The organism is Bacillus lumedeiriae, from assembly GCF_044891285.1.
In the GTDB taxonomy this organism is placed as follows: Bacteria; Bacillota; Bacilli; order Bacillales; family Domibacillaceae; genus Pseudobacillus; species Pseudobacillus lumedeiriae.
On record NZ_JAUIYO010000001.1, the window covers coordinates 528905 to 545839 of the forward strand.

Genomic DNA, 16935 nt, shown 5'->3' on the forward strand with positions numbered 1-16935 from the left:
TGGTCTTATGAGTTGATAATAAAGGAGAAAGCATCAAAAGTGAGAAACTTACTAAGGAGCAATGACCTAGATGGATGAAATAAAAGGATTTTTTCAGAAAAAAGGAGTTAAACGCATCATCATTTCCGGCTTAATTATTTTGATGTTATTCGCTATGCGGGGCATGATTAACTTAATTTTGCTGACATTTATTTTTGCTTTTTTGATGGATCGCCTTGTGGAATTCACTGCTAAGCGTGTCCCGTTCAATCGCAGGCTCCTTGTTTTACTGATGTATTCGCTGATTGTCGGTTTGTTGACGTTTGGATTAGTGAAATACTTGCCAATCATCACGATAGAAATCGGTCAGCTTATTAAACGCATTACGGCTTTTTATACACAGCCTCATGAGAATATTGTTATTAACTATATCGAAAAATTCATCTCCGGCGACCAAATTTCCGCCTATTTGGAGAACGGTTTTTCTTTCCTGCTAAAATCGTTTACCGATATTAGTAAAATGAGTATTGATATTATGATCTCCCTCATTTTAAGTTTGTTCTTTCTACTGGAGAAACATCGTTTGCAAGAATTCACTGCTAAATTTAAACATAGCAAAATCGCTCCTTTTTACTATGAGATTGAATTCTTTGGGAAAAAATTTACACGTACATTCGGCAAAGTCATTGAAGCACAATTTATTATTGCGATCGTTAATTGTTTTTTATCAGTCATCGCCTTGACGATTCTCGGATTCCAGCAAATCTTTGGATTAGCGATTATGATCTTCTTTCTAGGACTCATTCCTGTGGCAGGTGTCATCATTTCACTTCTTCCACTTTGCTTGATCGCTTACACGATTGGGGGGTTTATTAAAGTCTTCTATGTGGTCCTAGCCATCGCCATTATCCATGCTATTGAAGCATACATTTTAAATCCGAAGCTCATGTCTTCTAAAACAGATTTACCTGTTTTTTATACGTTCATTGTCCTTCTTTTCTCAGAGCATTTCTTCGGGGTATGGGGGTTGATTATTGGGATTCCAGTATTCGTCTTCCTTCTCGATGTCCTTGAGGTAACAAATAAAGAAATAACAACATCCGTATCATCATAAATACTAATCAACAATAGTCATTAACATAGCCTATTTCAAAAGAAGCAGCCCTCCTGTCCATTGATAAAAGAGCTGCTTCTTTTCATTTTATTTGATTGATCCTTTTAATCAAGCTCTACCCTTGTAATCCTGCCAGTATTCACATCAACTTCCACCTCATATTTGACGCCTTGTGGTGTAATAATCTTCACTTCGTAAATCCATCTCCCATGTTCATGCTCCAGCTCTACTTTTACTACTTGGCCCGGCACTCGTTCTACAGCAATTTTTATGGCCTCTTCTATCGTTATCCGGCGATACCAATTGTACGAGTCGCCAGGATTCCATTGATTCCTGTACCCGTAAGAATGTGGATCGTACCAATTATTACTCATCAATGCCCACCTTACCTTTAATATTATCATTTACTTCTTATCATACTCATTCATCTTATGGGGAGTGCCGAATGTCAAGATATATAGGCAATGATCTAATTAAGACTCTCGTATCCTTACTAATAGCTGCTCAATGATCGGCCAATTTTTCACCCATGTGAATAACTGGATATAATGGAAGGGAGCTGCCCAGATAACAGTCAAATTCACTAGTCCGAAAGCAGCAATAGCAATATATTTCACTATTCCCGTCTCTCCTTTAGTAATCGCTCTAACACTCACAACGACTCCCGCCAATGAAAAAATCAGTCCCATAGCAAATAGATATTCATTAAAATGACTAAGAACGAAAGAAAGACCAATAAATAACATTCCGATAAAAGAAAAAGCAATGGACGACAAACTATAGATTTGCATATTTTCTCCTTTTTTCTTTATTGTACCAGTTAACCTACAAGCAGTGGCACCTTATATTGCACACAAAAAAGCAGGGAACCGGAAATCGGTCCCTGCTACTTTTTTAGAGGTTTATATAATATGATATGTTTCTTCTATTCATCATGAAAATCGAGCCCAGAATGAACTTCTTTAACGTAGCCGGCACGGATGACAAAATCACCGAAACGTTCACCTTCTTGCCGCTCTTTTGCGTACCGGGAAAGAATTGGACGAAGTGTGTCCAAAATCTCTTCTTCTCCGATATTCTCTTTGTAAATCTTGCTTAAACGGTCACCGGAAAAGCCCGCTCCTAAATACATATTGTACTTTCCTGGAGATTTGCCAATAAACGCGATTTCCGCCAGGGCTGGACGGGCACATCCATTCGGGCATCCCGTCATACGAATAGTGATCTCCTCTTCGTTCAGGCCGTTTTCTTCCACGATCTCCTCAATCTTATCTATTAGAACTGGCAGATAACGCTCCGCTTCAGCCATAGCCAGTCCGCAAGTTGGAAGAGCCACACAAGCCAGTGAATTTCTGCGTAATGCGGAATGTTGCTTACCGTCCGTCAATCCGTACTTCTCAATCAACCCAACGATTTCATTCTTTTTCTCACTCGTTACATTCGCAATCACAAGATTTTGATTCGGGCTGAGACGGAAATCCCCAGTATGGATCTTAGCAATTTCTCTTAAACCCGTCATAAGCGGATAATTCTCCAAATCGGTCACGCGGCCGTTTTGAATAAATAAAGTAAAATGCCAATGGCCATTGCTTCCTTCTACCCAGCCATAGCGGTCACCATTATGATCGAAATGATAAGGCCGTTCTTCTTCCAGCTCCCATCCTAATCGATTGTGCAATTCTTGTTTAACGACATCCAATCCTAGTCTGTCAACTGTATACTTAAAGCGGGCATATTTTCGGACAGAACGGTCGCCATAATCACGTTGAATCGTAATAACTTTTTCCGCGACATCTAGAATCTGATCCGGCGTACAGAAACCGATCACCCGGGCTACTTGAGGATATGTATTTTTATCCCCATGGGTCATTCCCATGCCTCCGCCGATCGCTACGTTAAACCCTTGCAGCTTTCCTTCTTCTATAATTGCGATGAAGCCTAGATCTTGAGAAAAGACGTCTACATCGTTAGAAGGAGGAACAGCGATGCCGATTTTGAACTTTCTAGGCAAATAAAGCGGGCCATACATCGGTTCCACTTCTTCCTCCGTTTCAGGAGTACCTGCTACTTTTTCCTCATCAAGCCAAATCTCGTGATAAGCTCTCGTACGCGGCGAAAGATAATCGCTCAGTTCTTTAGACCATTCGTACACTTCTGCATGGATTTCCGACTGGTACGGATTGGGATTACACATAACATTCCTGTTCACGTCACCGCAGGCAGCTAAAGTATCCATTAAAGACGCATTAATTTCTTGAATGCTCTTTTTCATGTTCCATTTTAAAATTCCATGCATTTGAAACGCCTGGCGAGTCGTCAGCTTCAGCGTTCCGTTGCCGTATTTATGGGCAATGTCATCCATGACGAGCCATTGTTCCGGTGTAGCTACACCGCCGGGAGCACGCACCCGCACCATGAATTGATAGGCTGGTTCAAGCTTCTGCCGCTCACGTTCATTTCTCAAATCCCTGTCGTCCTGCAAGTAGCTGCCATGGAATTTCATTAATCGGTTATCATCATCAGATATCCCTGCAGTCAACGGTTCAATCATTGTTTCCGCAAGGGTGCCCCGCAAGTAATTGCTCTCGCTTTTGATCCTCTCCACATCACTTGGAGGGCCTTCTGGTGCCTGTAGTAATTTCTCTTTAATCATTTTCGTAACTCCTTTCTATCTGTATTGCTTAATATACATCGCGCTGATAACGTTTCTGCTGCTGCATGTCAGCAAGGTATGCTTCCGCTTGTTCCCTGCTTTTGCCGCCTTCTTGTTCAATAATTTGTATCAGCGTTTCATGTACGTCATGTGCCATATGTTTCTCATCGCCGCAAATATAGACAATTGCTCCTTCTTCCAGCCACTGATACAATTCTCTGCCCTTCTCAAGCATGCGATGCTGAACATATACCTTTTCCTCCGTATCACGTGAAAAAGCAACGTCCATTTTTGTCAGCACACCTTTTTTCAGCCACTTCTGCCATTCTGTCTGGTAAAGAAAATCGGTAACAAAGTGCTGGTCACCGAAGAACAGCCACGATTTCCCTTGAGCCGCCACTTCTTCTCGTTCTTGAAGGAATGATCTGAACGGTGCTGCTCCAGTACCAGGTCCAATCATAATAATTGGTGTGTCAGGATTAGCAGGAAGCTTAAAGTTCTGATTATGCTGGATAAAAATCGGCAAATAGTCGCCTGACTGAATTCGTTCTGCGCATTGTACAGAGCATACTCCATTACGGCCGCGCCCGTGAGCATCGTATCTTACCGTTCCAATCGTAAGATGCACTTCATCTGGATTCGCTTTTAAACTGCTCGCAATCGAGTAAAGACGGGCAGGCATTTTCCGAAGAACAGACAGGAATGTATGCGCTGGTATTCCCTTTAAAGCAAAGTCCCGAACGAGATCCAAAAGATCGCGCCCTTCCATATATTCTCGCAGTTTTTCTCCATTTCCTGATGATACAAGACCTTGCAGCTCATCACTCAAGAAAAGCTCTGCCGCCTTCTCCAATAAAGGCTTAGTCAGCACAGTAATCTCGTAGTTTGAAATGAGCGCATCCCGCAATGAACGCTCTTCCCCTTGCTTATTCACTGGAACATGTTCATCAGGGTTCCAGCCCATTTCCCAAATCAACATATCTACTAATGTAGGATCATTCTCAGGATAAATGCCTAAGCTGTCCCCTGGTTCAAACTCCAAACCAGAACCTTCAAGAGAGAGTTCAAGATGTCTCGTCTCTTTATTCGATCCGCGGCCATTCAGATTAATATTCTCAAACACTTCTGCTTTAAAAGGATTGGTTCTGGAATACTTCTGCTGATCAGTCAATGCCCCCGTTCCAACGGATACTAAAGCGGCAGCGGCAGCATTCACCTGCTCCTTCGTCTCACCCAAATTATTGAGAACACCTTCCAGCCATTCTGCAGCAGGATCTTCATAATCTAAATCGCAGTCAAAACGCGTATAAAGCCGTTGACCGCCCAGCTCTTCCAGCCGTTTGTCAAACTCCTTGCCAGTCTGGCAGAAGAATTCATAGGAACTGTCTCCTAAGGATAGAACGGAGAACTTTAAATCTTCTAATTTCGGAGCTCTTCTGCCATGAAGGAATTCATGAAAAGCTATAGCATTATCCGGCGGTTCTCCCTCTCCGTGCGTACTAACCACGATCAGAAGATTCTGAACCTTCTTGATGTTATTAGGCTTGAATTCGTTCATTGCAGAAAGCGTGACTTGAAAGCCGCGTTCTTTTAACTTTTCCGATACATTCGCCGCAATTCCTTGGGCCGTGCCAGTCTGTGATCCAAAAAGAACCGTCACTTCCTTAGTCAAGGATTGAGCAGTATGTTGAGAAAGCAGGCCAGCCTCCGATAACCCTTGCAAAGCAGCTCCTGCTCCACTTGCAGAGGAAACGTTTTGCGGAGCAGCAAGATAACCGCTCAGCCACATTTTTTGTGAATCCGTCAGCGTTGATAGAAGACGATTGAGGAGCTCTGTTTGCTCCTGGCTAAAAGGACTGTTTATTACTTGAAGTTGCAACGTTATCCACCTCACAAAGAAATATAAATAATCCATCATTATACTTTCATAGAATTCATCGTTTCATTTGTCACCATAACAAAAAAACGTGAAAGGAATAAGGTCCAGTTGGCTTCCTTTTCTATTCCTCTCCCTTCATGTAAAGATACAATGATGCAGAAAACGCAAGGCAGTTCATCTGCTAAAACAGCGTCTCAATGATTATGTTTTATGATATATTTATTATCCCTATATGTCAAGTAGGTTTTATCACTTTTAACGTCCCTTACAGTCATCGTGTCAAGCGTTAAAATTACACAGCGGCGAGCCGAACATTTATCCATCCATACTATCTTTTAAAATAAAAGCTGCCCTAAAAGCGAAGATCTTCGCTTTTAGGGCAGCTGTTTTCATCAATCAAATTTAATCTTATTAACAGTGTCACGATCTAACCTTAAAATAACTTCGCCAATCAGTTTGACGGCATTTTCGTAGTCATCGCGGTGAAGCATAGCAGCATGTGAATGGATATAGCGTGTAGCGATCGTAATTGATAAGCTTGGCACACCGCCCGCTGTCACATGGATGGCTCCTGAATCTGTACCTCCGCCGGCCATTGCATCAAATTGATAAGGTATATTTAATTCATCCGCCACATCTGTCACAAAATCGCGCAATCCTTTATGGGAAACCATCGATGCATCATATAAAATAATTTGCGGACCGCCGCCCATTTTACTCATTGCTTCTTTGCTGGATACACCTGGCGTGTCACCGGCGATACCGACGTCCACCCCAAAGGCAATGTCCGGCTGAATAGCCTGCGCCGATGTTTTCGCCCCGCGCAGTCCGACTTCTTCTTGTACCGTTCCAACACCATATACGATGTTTTTATGCTGCTTGCCTTTGACATATTTCATAACATCGATGGCAATTGCACAGCCAATACGATTGTCCCATGCTTTAGCGAGCAGCATTTTCTCATTATTCATGACCGTGAATTCAAAGTAAGGCACAACCATATCTCCCGGCCGAACTCCCCACTCCTCAGCTTCTTCCTTACTAGATGCGCCGATATCGATAAACATATCTTTAATATCAACTGGCTTTTTACGTGCTTCCGCCGATAAAATATGCGGCGGCTTGGAGCCAATAACACCTGTGAGGTCACCTTTTCTCGTCACAATCGTCACGCGCTGAGCGAGCATTACCTGGCTCCACCAGCCGCCGACCGTTTGAAAGCGAAGGAAACCTTTGTCGTCAATTTGAGTAATCATGAAGCCGACTTCATCTAAGTGGCCGGCAACCATCACTTTCGGCCCATTCGCATCCCCCGTTTGTTTAGCGATCAAACTGCCTAAATTGTCGGTCGTTACTTCATCCGCAAACGGCTCTATATATTTTTTCATAACGTTACGGACTTCACGCTCATTCCCAGCAATTCCTTTAGCATCTGTTAACTCTTTCAGCATCGTTAAAGTTTCGTCCATTTTAGCCATAAAAAAATCCCTCCTATGTAAAAAATATGTATCTGCTTTCAGTATACGTACTTTTTAAGGAACACGCAAAAATTCTCCTCTAATAACCTTGCTTCTGACGTTCGTAATTGACTTCATTTTTAGCAACATATGCTTTTTCCACTTCTTCTGCTGAAAAGCTGAGCAGACGGCCAAGCGCAAAGTAACCATTAAGTAATCGGTCATATGTCTCTGCTGATTTGTCCTGCTTAAATAAATGAGCAGCTTCATGTATACGAAGAAACTGTTCCGTTATTGAATCAGCAGGCTCCTCCTCAGTCACCGATGCTTCTGTCTCTAAAGAAAGTGTCAAGCCAAGCGACAAAATAAAATGCACCCCATCTACGAACTCCTCTAAAATGACTGTACGCTCACTTGGCTTTTTCAAGCTCCAAAATTTAAAACAGCGCGTCTCATTAGCCAGTTCACCCAATTCAACGAGTAAAGCGAGTATTTTTTTATCAAACAAATCCACATTTTGCAGGTCATGCTCTGCTTCAATGTATTCATCTAGGGCCTTTTGCATGTGGAACAACTTAGATAAGTTCACGTTATTTTCTCCCTTCTTTATGAAAAATAAGCAAGCAGGCTAAGATCAACAATAGCTAAAACTGGCATGCCATATTTAAAAGCAGCATGTTTAGTTTTATGACGGTGTGCCTGCATCGCAATCCAGCCGCCCACCGCTCCGCCTATAAACGCTAACAGCCAAAGTGTACGTTCACGTGTCCGCCATGCGCCTCGCTTCGCTTTCCTTTTATCATTTCCCATAACAATATAGCTGATCATGTTAATCAATACAAAATACATCAACAACGGGCTCACCTCTCTGTTATTTTAGCAAAAAAGCACAGATAAAGCGGTGATTCAGCCGGTCTTTTTTAAGTTGCAGGAAACTTTTCATGAATCACAGCTTTTATCATGAATAGCAAACTTCTTTTCATAAATTACGCACATATCTCCTGAGGCGGCTTCCGTATAAAGAGCCGGACACCAGAGAAGAATATAATTGATCTTAATGGAAGCAGGTGAAAACCTAGTGGCAAGAGAAACGAGAAGCATACATTCCGGCGATAGCAGCCCTCATTTTGACGGGAAACATGAAGGCGTTATTTCTGATCCGCAAGGTACGGCCCAATTGGGTATTCGTATCGATCTCAAGCAATCAGAAAGCCCTTATCAAATAACCAAATTAAAAAAAGATCCGGAAATGGAGAAGTTTCAGCATTTCTTTGACGGAGAGAAGTACGAATGATCCCATAAAAGTCTGACACCTTGATTCAAAAAAATCAGACCCGCTAAAAGCGGGTCTGATTTTGAAGTCGTTCTTATTTATTAAGCTGAGCTTTAGCAGCTTCTGCTAATTGGTTAAACGCTTGTAGATCGCTAACAGCTAGGTCAGCAAGCATTTTACGGTTCACTTCGATACCTGCAAGCTTCAAGCCGTGCATTAAACGGCTGTAAGAAAGACCGTTCATGCGAGCAGCTGCGTTAATACGTGTAATCCAAAGCTTACGGAAGTCGCGTTTTTTCTGACGACGATCACGGTAAGCGTATTGCAGGGATTTCATAACCTGCTGGTTGGCTACTTTATATAAACGGTGTTTAGCACCGAAAAAACCTTTTGCTAATTTAAGAACTTTTTTACGACGTCTGCGAGTTACTGTTCCGCCTTTTACGCGTGGCATAATATTTCCCTCCTAGAATATGAGTGCTAGTCTTACTTAAGATTGTCTAACATGTGGCGAATGCGTTTGAAATCGCCTTTAGATACAAGCGTTCCTTTGCGAAGCTTGCGTTTTTGTTTTGTAGATTTGTTGGCAAATAAGTGGCTAGTGTAGCCGTGAGAACGTTTCAGCTTACCAGAACCTGTTTTTTTGAAACGTTTCGCTGAGCCGCGGTGAGTTTTCATTTTTGGCATTTTTTCTTCCTCCTCAAACTGATTACTTTTCGTTTTTAGGTGCTAACACTAAGAACATACTGCGTCCATCCATTTTTGGTTTGGTTTCGACAGTAGCTACTTCTTGACAAGCTTCAGCAAAACGGTCAAGTACACGTTGTCCGATCTCTTTATGAGTAATCGCACGTCCCTTAAAGCGGATAGAAGCTTTCACTTTGTCCCCTTTTTCCAAGAACTTGATCGCGTTGCGCAGTTTTGTATTGAAATCATGTTCCTCAATTGTTGGGCTGAGGCGCACTTCTTTCAAGTTGATAATTTTTTGGTTTTTGCGAGCTTCTTTGTCTTTCTTCTGCTGTTCAAACTTGAATTTGCCGTAGTCCATAATACGGGCAACTGGCGGTTTCGCGTTTGGTGCAACAAGCACAAGATCAAGATTAACTCGTCCAGCGATTTCGAGTGCTTCGTTCTTTGACTTGACTCCAAGCTGCTCTCCATTTTGGTCGATCAAACGAACTTCACGGGAGCGAATCCCCTCGTTTACAAACATATCTTTGCTAATAATGAGCCACCTCCAAGGTTTTTGAGAATAAACGTTTCTATCCCAGAACACACATTGACAACCAGCATTGTTTTTAGGCAATAAAAAATGCGGGTATGAGTGCATACCCGCATTAAACAGCATAAATCAGCTATTTATTGTTATATCAAACCTGCCAACTGCTGGTGCGTCAATCAGGTGAGAAGCGGGTGCTCCTGCTTATTAATGTGTATTCAGTTCACCTTAGTAATATACCATAACTAGCGTTCTTCGTCAATTCATCAAAAGCACTTCAACAAAAACAATTCTAACAAAGTCTCTTGAATTAGGCAACACCTTTTTCAAAAGTTATGCTTTTTTCACTTCTTTTTTGATTGACTCAAGGAAATCAGCGAACGCCATTGTTTCTGATTTTTGTTCACCGTATTTACGGACATTGACAGAATTTGTTTCGATTTCTTTATCACCAACAACGAGCATATATGGTGTCTTCTGCATTTGCGCTTCACGGATTTTGTAGCCAATTTTCTCGTCACGGCTGTCCAGTTCCACGCGGATGCCCGCTGAGCGCAGTTTCTCCTGCACTTCTTTTGCATAGTCAAAGTGAACATCCGCAGAAACCGGAATCACTTGTACTTGGACTGGTGCGAGCCAAGTTGGAAATGCTCCTTTATACTCTTCAATTAAGAAGGCAACGAAGCGCTCCATTGTCGAAACAACCCCGCGATGAATAACGACTGGGCGATGCTGCTTGCCGTCTTCACCGACATAAGTTAATTCAAACTTTTCCGGAAGTAAGAAATCCAACTGGACTGTAGACAGCGTTTCTCCTTTACCGAGCGCTGTTTTCACTTGTACGTCAAGCTTCGGTCCGTAGAACGCTGCTTCTCCTTCGGCTTCATAATAATCTAAACCTAGTTCATCCATCGCTTCTTTCAACATACTTTGCGCCTTATTCCACATTTCGTCATCATCATAATACTTCTCCGTGTCCGCTGGATCACGATAAGATAAACGGAATGAGTAATCCTTCAAATCAAAGTCTTTATATACTTCAAGAACCAAACGGACAACACGTTTGAATTCTTCTTTAATTTGATCTGGACGAACGAAAATATGCGCATCGTTCAATGTCATACCGCGCACGCGCTGTAATCCTGAAAGCGCCCCTGACATTTCATAGCGGTGCATTGTGCCAAGCTCAGCAATACGGATCGGCAGTTCGCGGTAAGAATGAATGCTGTTTTTATAAATCATCATGTGGTGCGGACAGTTCATCGGGCGCAGAACGAGCTGTTCATTGTCCATGTCCATAACTGGGAACATATTCTCTTGATAATGATCCCAGTGGCCGCTCGTTTTATACAAATCGACACTTCCCATTACCGGTGTGTATACGTGATCATATCCAAGACTTTCTTCTTTATCAACGATGTAGCGCTCAACGATGCGGCGAATTGTCGCGCCTTTTGGCAGCCACATCGGCAGCCCTTGGCCAACTTTTTGTGAGTTCATGAACAGATCAAGCTCTTTCCCGATTTTCCGGTGATCACGCTCTTTCGCTTCTTCCAGCATTTTCAAATGGCTTTCAAGTTCTTCTTTTTTGAAAAAGGCTGTCCCGTAAATACGCTGAAGCATTTTGTTATCACTATTTCCACGCCAATAAGCACCCGCAATACTTAACAGCTTGAATTCTTTAATTTTATTTGTTGAAGGTACATGGACACCGCGGCACAAATCAAAAAATTCGCCCTGCTCATAAATAGTGACTGTTTCCTCTTCTGGAATCGCACTAATCAGCTCAATTTTATATTCATCACCAATGTTTTCATACAGCTCTTTCGCTTCATTACGGCTTACTTCCTTGCGAACAATTTCCAAGTTTTCACCGATAATTTTTTTCATTTCCTTTTCGATTTTCGGTAAATCTTCCGGTGTGATCGACTCATCAAGATCAATATCATAATAGAAGCCGCCTTCAATCACTGGACCGACGCCCAATTTCACATTATCTTTGCCATACAGGCGTTTAATCGCTTGAGCCATTAAGTGAGCCGTGCTGTGACGTATAATTTCAAGCGCATCTTCATGGTCTGGTGTAACGATTTCCAAGCTGCCGCTTTCTTGAATGGGTGTGCGTAAATCAAGCAGCTGGCCACCTACTTTTCCAGCAAGTGCTTTCTTCTTTAAGCCCGGGCTGATAGATTGGGCAATTTCCTCTGTTGATGTTCCTTTTGAAAACTCCTTGACGGACCCGTCAGGAAATGTAATATTCAGCATTTCAGACATAATAAACACTCCTTACTTTTTTGAAAAAATAAAAAACCCCGCCCCTTCAAAATGAAGGGACGAGGTTTACATCGCGATTCCACCCTACTTTTCAACAAACATCGTTGAAATCTCCAGATCAGATAACGGCTGCTGCCGTCGGTCCATTACTAGCATTACTGCGTTCACAGCCGAAGTTCAAAGGCGGTAAGTACATTCTCCGTGTTAGGAAAGTTTCAGCCTGGCTCTCCCTCTCTGGAAACCGTAAAAAAGTACCCATGTCCTTATCAAAACTTGTCTTGTTATTTATTTGTATGTCCGTATTATATTCTTTACTCCTCTGAAAATCAATAGGATTCTCTCCTATTTTCGACGGTTAGCTCCTTTCATTTCGACAGGCACCGTCAAAAATTTGATCCGTTCCATGACACGCTTCGCTTTCAGCTCTTCTTTTTCTCCACGCTGGGAATACGTTAAATGATGCTCAAGCTCATCATAACTAAAGTTGGAAGTAAAGAACGTCGGCAGTCCTTCAAGCATTCTAAACTGCAAAATTGTTCCGAGAATATCATCACGCATCCAACTGGACATGGCTTCTGCGCCAATATCGTCAATCATCAGTATCCGTGCTTTTTTGACAGCCTCAAGCTTCGAGTTCATCGACTGATCATTGAATGACTGCTTCATCTCCCGAACAAACTCTGGAAAGTACACGATGAGGGAAGGGACATTCATGTCCGCCAGTTCATTCGCTACAGCGCCTAACAAATATGATTTCCCAACACCGAATGGACCGTAAATAAACAATCCCTTCGTCGATTGATCTTTCGAATATATTTCTGTAAACTGCTGGGCCAATTCGATCGCCCTCAGCCGGCCGAGATCTCCTAAATCAAGATTGGAAAAATCAGCATTCAAAATATCTTTCGGCACATAAATGCTGTTGATTAGCTTTTCGTTCTTTCTTTGTTCATCATCTCGAATTTTACGCGAGCAGCGATGATAATCAATATCGATGCTGCCGCGGCGCCAAACGAGCTTCGGTTCAAAACCTTTCATGACGTTAATACACTCACGAAGGCTCGGGCATTTTTCACAAGAGAAGCTTTGGGTTTTATACTCATACAGCTTCATTAAATATTTATCAAGAATGTCCGATGTTATTTGACCTTCGTGTTCACGCAAAAAGTGACGGACAGCCGGATCATTTAAAATTTCTTGGCGTGTCTTTTCATAACGGGCTTTAAAATCGGGAGAACGCGTCAATTTATTTAGCGTTTCATCAATTCTCTTCATCGCTGTTTGTCACCTGCCTTTTCAAGCGCCTGTTCTTGATTTTTTCCGCAAGCGCCTGTCTTTTCGCTTCTAGTTCCTGATCAGCAGCTGGAGAAGGACCTTTTCCGTTTTCTTTTTCTTTCCCTTCTTCATAAAACCAGTCAGGAAGCTTTTCTGTACGGGTCACTTTTTGTTTCGGCTTTCCTTTACTTTTAGCCCACTCTGCATATTGACGGTGCTCATTTTTTGCAAGCTCCATCGCATCTTTCACGGTCTTTACCTTTTTGCGCGCCCAGTGTGATGCGATTTTTTCGATATATTTTTTCGTCAGCTTCATGTCGGTTTTCAGCATCACGTATTGGATAAGTACATTCGTGACACCTGCCGGCAGTTTATATTGAAAAAGGATCCCCTCAATCACTTGCATATCTGAACTCGACGGCATACTGCCCGAAATATCAATTAACAGCTGCCGCGGAGATATCGTTTCTAAATATTGAATCAGTTCTTCTTCTTTAGAGGCCGGTTCGCTTTGAATCGTACGCAGCGCCGCCGGCTGGACTAAGTGAACAAGTTCAGGCAGCTTTTCATCCTTTTCCAGCTGATACCAATCACGAGCCGATTTACGCAGCACGTCTACATCAATCTCGTCCTTCTCATCAACAGCCGTCAGCAGTAAATTTTTCATTTCAAGCGGTGTAATACCGTAAAGATGAGCCAGCTTCACAATCATTTCTTTTACAAACGGTGTCAGTGCGGATTTTGGTATCATCGCTCCCTGAAGGGAACTTTCCAATAAACTAAAGTCAAATTGATCGACTTTGAGAGGAATGCCTTTTCCCTTTGATTTAGACACAAACATCTTATCTTTCGAAAGCAGGCTGTCTTCCAACATATCACGGTCAAGCGGCGGCGTGCCGGCAGAAAATACCTCTTGAAAATCTTTCGTAATGTCTACGTGTTCGACTGTATACGTAGTGTCATCCGTGAAAAATTCTTTCAGCCTTAAAAAGTGGGACCGGCCAATTTTACGATACAGAAACACATTAAGCATGCCATCGTTAAAAAACTGCTGCGGCGTGAGAGGCGGCTGCAGCTCATAAACAAATTCACGCAAGTCATTGTTTTTTCTTACGAATGTTTTTAATAATCCAAGCGCTTCAAGCTTTAGACGCGCTTCATAAATCTCCTGAAGATTTTTATCAAGAACATTCATTAAATGGTAATGATTTGCCGCTTGGGCACGAAGTCGATTTTCTTCCACCTCTCCCCAAAGCGTCATATACAAACTAAAGCAAGTCGTTCCGAGCAGCGGCTGATACAAAAATGTTAAAATGCGCCGATCCGTTTCATGAAGTGTTCCGCTAAGACAGGCTATGTACTCATCTACCGGCTGAATTTCGTTCCAATGTCTTTTCATATCACCCATCTAACCTTTCAATGATAAAAAAAAGCTAGAGAACGGTCGTTTCCTCCAGCTTACTATTCTTCTTTTTTTATTAATTCCTTTAACTCGTCCAAAAACACATTAATATCTTTAAATTGGCGGTATACAGAAGCAAAACGAACGTAAGCTACTTCATCTATCGCTGCCAGCCGGTCCATAATCATTTCTCCAACTTTTTCCGATTGGATTTCTGAAACCCCCTGGCTTCGTATGTCTTTTTCCACATCCATTGTCAACTTCTCCAGCTGTTCGAGGGAAACCGGACGCTTTTCACATGCTTTAATCAGCCCTCGCAAAAGCTTTTCACGGTTAAATTCTTCCCGCGTACCTTCTTTCTTCACAACAATCAACGGCAAGTCTTCCACTTTTTCGAAAGTGGTAAACCGGTAGGCACACGATTCACACTCCCGGCGGCGGCGGATCGAACGCGCTTCGTCCACAGGTCTTGAATCGATGACCCGGGTGCCGTTATGTTCACAAGCCGGACATTTCATTATATCAACCCCGATTCTAAATTCGCTACTTTCATCATATTAAAAAGAAGCCAAATGCACAAGACCATGATAGATTTAATGCCTAAGGGAATCTAACTAGACTTTGTCTAAATCAAAAAAGTGTATGCTCATCGCATACACCTTTTTTATAACACACTTGCTTTTTGTTTTACTTGAACAGGGCCCATTCCTCGAGGCATTTCCATCTTTTCCTGTATCTCTGCCTCTAGTGCCTCTGCGATGTAATTGGCTGCAATATTCGGATCAAGGTCTCCGCAAGTATATACATCAATGCTTGCGTAGCCGTGTTCTGGAAAGCTATGAATAGTTAAATGCGATTCAGAAATGATGACGACTCCACTTACACCTTGAGGGGCAAATTTATGAAAAGCCACCTCGCGAATTTCAGCACCTGACTTTAATGCAGCATCCACAAAAATCTGTTCAATTGTTTCCATATCATTTAATTTCTCAAGATTGCAGCCCCATAGTTCTGCGATGACGTGACGACCCATAGTATCCAAAGATCGTTTCCCCCTTTTACAATTTTTTAGAAGATTCGTTGTAAAAGTGATAACCGCCACGGGGGAAAGTTAGTCCGAAGAGGTCCTAACCCTTTAAGCAGCTATTTGTTTCACACGAAAATTAGTATACTGTGAAGTGTCTAATTTTGCAACATCTTGTATGAATTTTTTCGAAAGGATTGTCTTGGGAACTTATTGCATAGGTATAAAAGAAATCAAAATATATTGTTCAGCGCTGCTGTGAAAGACTTATGCATGAATTCCCTTGAAAACAGAAGAATGGAACTGTCCCAAAACCAAATTGCCCGGTTCTTATGAAACAGTTCCTTTTTTATTAATTATGCAGTTACTTCAATTTTTTTTTTCATATTTTCAGCTACGTACTTCACAAGATCAGTGACGCGGCAAGAATAACCCCACTCGTTATCATACCATGCAAGAACCTTCACTTTTGTACCATCCATCACGATTGTTGATAAACCGTCGATAATCGATGAATGAGGATTTGTGTTAAAATCAACAGATACTAACGGCTCTGTTGTATAGTCAAGAATGCCTTTTAACGCACCTTGAGACGCTTCGATAAACACGTTATTGATTTCATCTACTGTTACTTCACGCTTTAAGTCAACCACAAGATCAACTAAAGAAACGTTAGACGTTGGTACACGTAAAGCCATGCCATGAATTTTCCCTTTTAATTGAGGAAGAACAAGTGACAGCGCTTTTGCCGCTCCTGTAGATGTTGGAATAATAGATTGAGCACATGCACGGGCACGGCGTAAATCTTTATGCGGGTTGTCAATATTATTTTGGTCATTTGTGTAGGCATGGACAGTTGTCATTAAGCCATTTTCAATACCAAATTTGTCATCGAGCACTTTTGCTACTGGAGCTAAACAGTTTGTTGTACAAGAAGCATTAGAAATCACTTCATGTTTTTCGATGTCTAAATCGTTCTCATTGACACCCATTACGATCGTCACATCTTCATTTTTACCAGGCGCTGTTAACACTACTTTTTTCGCTCCAGCTTCTAGATGTAGAGCTGCTTTTTCGCGGTCATTGAATTTCCCTGTTGCTTCAATAACAATATCAATGCCAAGCTCTTTCCATGGAAGTTCACGAGGATCGCGGTTATTTACTAATTGAACACGCTTGCCATTTACGATCAATGCACGTTCTTCAACTTGCACATCGCCTTCAAATTTTCCATGATTTGTGTCATACTTAATTAAATGAGCGAGTGTTTCTGCAGGATAGCTTGCATTCACTGCTACAATCTCAAAATTATCCTCTAAAATTGCTTTGCGGAACACCATTCTTCCGATACGGCCAAATCCGTTAATTGCTACTTTCGCCTTCATA

General features: G+C 42.0%; 18 protein-coding genes and 1 other annotated feature. Of the genes, 2 read left to right on the forward strand and 16 right to left on the reverse strand.

Annotated elements, in window-relative coordinates; genetic code table 11:
- Window positions 1-70 precede the first annotated feature (70 nt).
- A complete protein-coding gene (locus tag QYG89_RS02750; protein ID WP_404314289.1) occupies window positions 71-1093 on the forward strand; it encodes an AI-2E family transporter in 1023 nt (340 codons plus the stop codon).
- A 104-nt stretch (window positions 1094-1197) separates the two neighbouring features.
- Here QYG89_RS02750 and QYG89_RS02755 read toward each other — a convergent pair whose 3' ends face one another.
- The 7 genes from QYG89_RS02755 to QYG89_RS02785 all read right to left on the reverse strand — a co-directional run bounded on the left by QYG89_RS02755 (window position 1198) and on the right by QYG89_RS02785 (window position 7931).
- Window positions 1198-1467: a PepSY domain-containing protein gene (locus QYG89_RS02755; RefSeq protein ID WP_404314291.1), complete on the reverse strand. Its 270-nt coding sequence runs from the start codon at window positions 1465-1467 to the stop codon at window positions 1198-1200.
- Between the two features lie 99 nt (window positions 1468-1566).
- On the reverse strand, window positions 1567-1884 hold the full coding sequence (locus QYG89_RS02760) for a hypothetical protein (protein ID WP_404314293.1): 318 nt from the start codon (window positions 1882-1884) through the stop codon (window positions 1567-1569).
- Between the two features lie 134 nt (window positions 1885-2018).
- Window positions 2019-3743: an assimilatory sulfite reductase (NADPH) hemoprotein subunit gene (gene cysI / locus QYG89_RS02765; RefSeq protein ID WP_404314626.1), complete on the reverse strand. Its 1725-nt coding sequence runs from the start codon at window positions 3741-3743 to the stop codon at window positions 2019-2021.
- 31 nt (window positions 3744-3774) lie between these two features.
- Entirely contained in the window at window positions 3775-5625 is a 1851-nt protein-coding gene (locus QYG89_RS02770; protein ID WP_404314295.1) for an assimilatory sulfite reductase (NADPH) flavoprotein subunit, read from the reverse strand.
- 392 nt (window positions 5626-6017) lie between these two features.
- A complete protein-coding gene (locus QYG89_RS02775; RefSeq protein WP_404314297.1) occupies window positions 6018-7103 on the reverse strand; it encodes a M42 family metallopeptidase in 1086 nt (361 codons plus the stop codon).
- A gap of 79 nt (window positions 7104-7182) precedes the next feature.
- A complete protein-coding gene (locus QYG89_RS02780; protein ID WP_404314299.1) occupies window positions 7183-7671 on the reverse strand; it encodes a dUTP diphosphatase in 489 nt (162 codons plus the stop codon).
- A 17-nt stretch (window positions 7672-7688) separates the two neighbouring features.
- The gene (locus QYG89_RS02785) at window positions 7689-7931 is read right to left on the reverse strand and encodes a DUF1294 domain-containing protein (protein WP_404314628.1); all 243 of its coding nucleotides are present in this window, start codon (window positions 7929-7931) and stop codon (window positions 7689-7691) included.
- A gap of 229 nt (window positions 7932-8160) precedes the next feature.
- Here QYG89_RS02785 and QYG89_RS02790 point away from each other — a divergent pair, with 229 nt between their 5' ends.
- Entirely contained in the window at window positions 8161-8376 is a 216-nt protein-coding gene (locus QYG89_RS02790; protein WP_404314301.1) for a hypothetical protein, read from the forward strand.
- A gap of 73 nt (window positions 8377-8449) precedes the next feature.
- On the opposite strand, the gene rplT is transcribed toward QYG89_RS02790, so the two are convergent.
- The 9 genes from rplT to QYG89_RS02835 form a co-directional block, all read right to left on the reverse strand.
- Window positions 8450-8809 carry a 50S ribosomal protein L20 gene (rplT, locus tag QYG89_RS02795; RefSeq protein WP_404314303.1) on the reverse strand — a complete coding sequence of 120 codons (360 nt, stop codon included), beginning with the start codon at window positions 8807-8809 and terminating at the stop codon, window positions 8450-8452.
- A gap of 32 nt (window positions 8810-8841) precedes the next feature.
- Window positions 8842-9042: a 50S ribosomal protein L35 gene (gene rpmI / locus QYG89_RS02800; protein ID WP_041097707.1), complete on the reverse strand. Its 201-nt coding sequence runs from the start codon at window positions 9040-9042 to the stop codon at window positions 8842-8844.
- 22 nt (window positions 9043-9064) lie between these two features.
- Window positions 9065-9583, reverse strand: coding sequence for a translation initiation factor IF-3 (gene infC, locus QYG89_RS02805; RefSeq protein WP_404314630.1), 519 nt, complete (start codon window positions 9581-9583; stop codon window positions 9065-9067).
- Between the two features lie 72 nt (window positions 9584-9655).
- Window positions 9656-9786, reverse strand: a sequence feature (ribosomal protein L20 leader region).
- 121 nt (window positions 9787-9907) lie between these two features.
- The gene (gene thrS / locus QYG89_RS02810; RefSeq protein ID WP_404314306.1) at window positions 9908-11848 is read right to left on the reverse strand and encodes a threonine--tRNA ligase; all 1941 of its coding nucleotides are present in this window, start codon (window positions 11846-11848) and stop codon (window positions 9908-9910) included.
- A gap of 342 nt (window positions 11849-12190) precedes the next feature.
- A complete protein-coding gene (dnaI, locus tag QYG89_RS02815) occupies window positions 12191-13123 on the reverse strand; it encodes a primosomal protein DnaI (RefSeq protein ID WP_404314308.1) in 933 nt (310 codons plus the stop codon).
- On the reverse strand, window positions 13110-14522 hold the full coding sequence (locus tag QYG89_RS02820) for a replication initiation and membrane attachment family protein (RefSeq protein ID WP_404314310.1): 1413 nt from the start codon (window positions 14520-14522) through the stop codon (window positions 13110-13112). Before QYG89_RS02820 ends, dnaI begins: the two co-directional genes overlap by 14 nt.
- A gap of 62 nt (window positions 14523-14584) precedes the next feature.
- Window positions 14585-15043, reverse strand: coding sequence for a transcriptional regulator NrdR (gene nrdR, locus QYG89_RS02825; RefSeq protein WP_404314312.1), 459 nt, complete (start codon window positions 15041-15043; stop codon window positions 14585-14587).
- Between the two features lie 146 nt (window positions 15044-15189).
- Entirely contained in the window at window positions 15190-15567 is a 378-nt protein-coding gene (speD, locus tag QYG89_RS02830) for an adenosylmethionine decarboxylase (RefSeq protein ID WP_404314314.1), read from the reverse strand.
- A gap of 338 nt (window positions 15568-15905) precedes the next feature.
- Window positions 15906-16934: a glyceraldehyde-3-phosphate dehydrogenase gene (locus tag QYG89_RS02835; RefSeq protein WP_404314316.1), complete on the reverse strand. Its 1029-nt coding sequence runs from the start codon at window positions 16932-16934 to the stop codon at window positions 15906-15908.
- Window position 16935 lies beyond the last annotated feature (1 nt).

Coding starts and splice junctions, on each gene's coding strand:
- QYG89_RS02750 (WP_404314289.1), top strand. CDS start 71: ATGGATGAAATAAAAGGATTTTTTCAGAAAAAAGGAGTTAAACGCATC.
- QYG89_RS02755 (WP_404314291.1), bottom strand. CDS start 1,467: ATGAGTAATAATTGGTACGATCCACATTCTTACGGGTACAGGAATCAA.
- QYG89_RS02760 (WP_404314293.1), bottom strand. CDS start 1,884: ATGCAAATCTATAGTTTGTCGTCCATTGCTTTTTCTTTTATCGGAATG.
- QYG89_RS02775 (WP_404314297.1), bottom strand. CDS start 7,103: ATGGCTAAAATGGACGAAACTTTAACGATGCTGAAAGAGTTAACAGAT.
- QYG89_RS02785 (WP_404314628.1), bottom strand. CDS start 7,931: ATGTATTTTGTATTGATTAACATGATCAGCTATATTGTTATGGGAAAT.
- rplT (WP_404314303.1), bottom strand. CDS start 8,809: ATGCCACGCGTAAAAGGCGGAACAGTAACTCGCAGACGTCGTAAAAAA.
- rpmI (WP_041097707.1), bottom strand. CDS start 9,042: ATGCCAAAAATGAAAACTCACCGCGGCTCAGCGAAACGTTTCAAAAAA.
- thrS (WP_404314306.1), bottom strand. CDS start 11,848: ATGTCTGAAATGCTGAATATTACATTTCCTGACGGGTCCGTCAAGGAG.
- dnaI (WP_404314308.1), bottom strand. CDS start 13,123: ATGAAGAGAATTGATGAAACGCTAAATAAATTGACGCGTTCTCCCGAT.
- QYG89_RS02820 (WP_404314310.1), bottom strand. CDS start 14,522: ATGAAAAGACATTGGAACGAAATTCAGCCGGTAGATGAGTACATAGCC.
- nrdR (WP_404314312.1), bottom strand. CDS start 15,043: ATGAAATGTCCGGCTTGTGAACATAACGGCACCCGGGTCATCGATTCA.
- QYG89_RS02835 (WP_404314316.1), bottom strand. CDS start 16,934: ATGAAGGCGAAAGTAGCAATTAACGGATTTGGCCGTATCGGAAGAATG.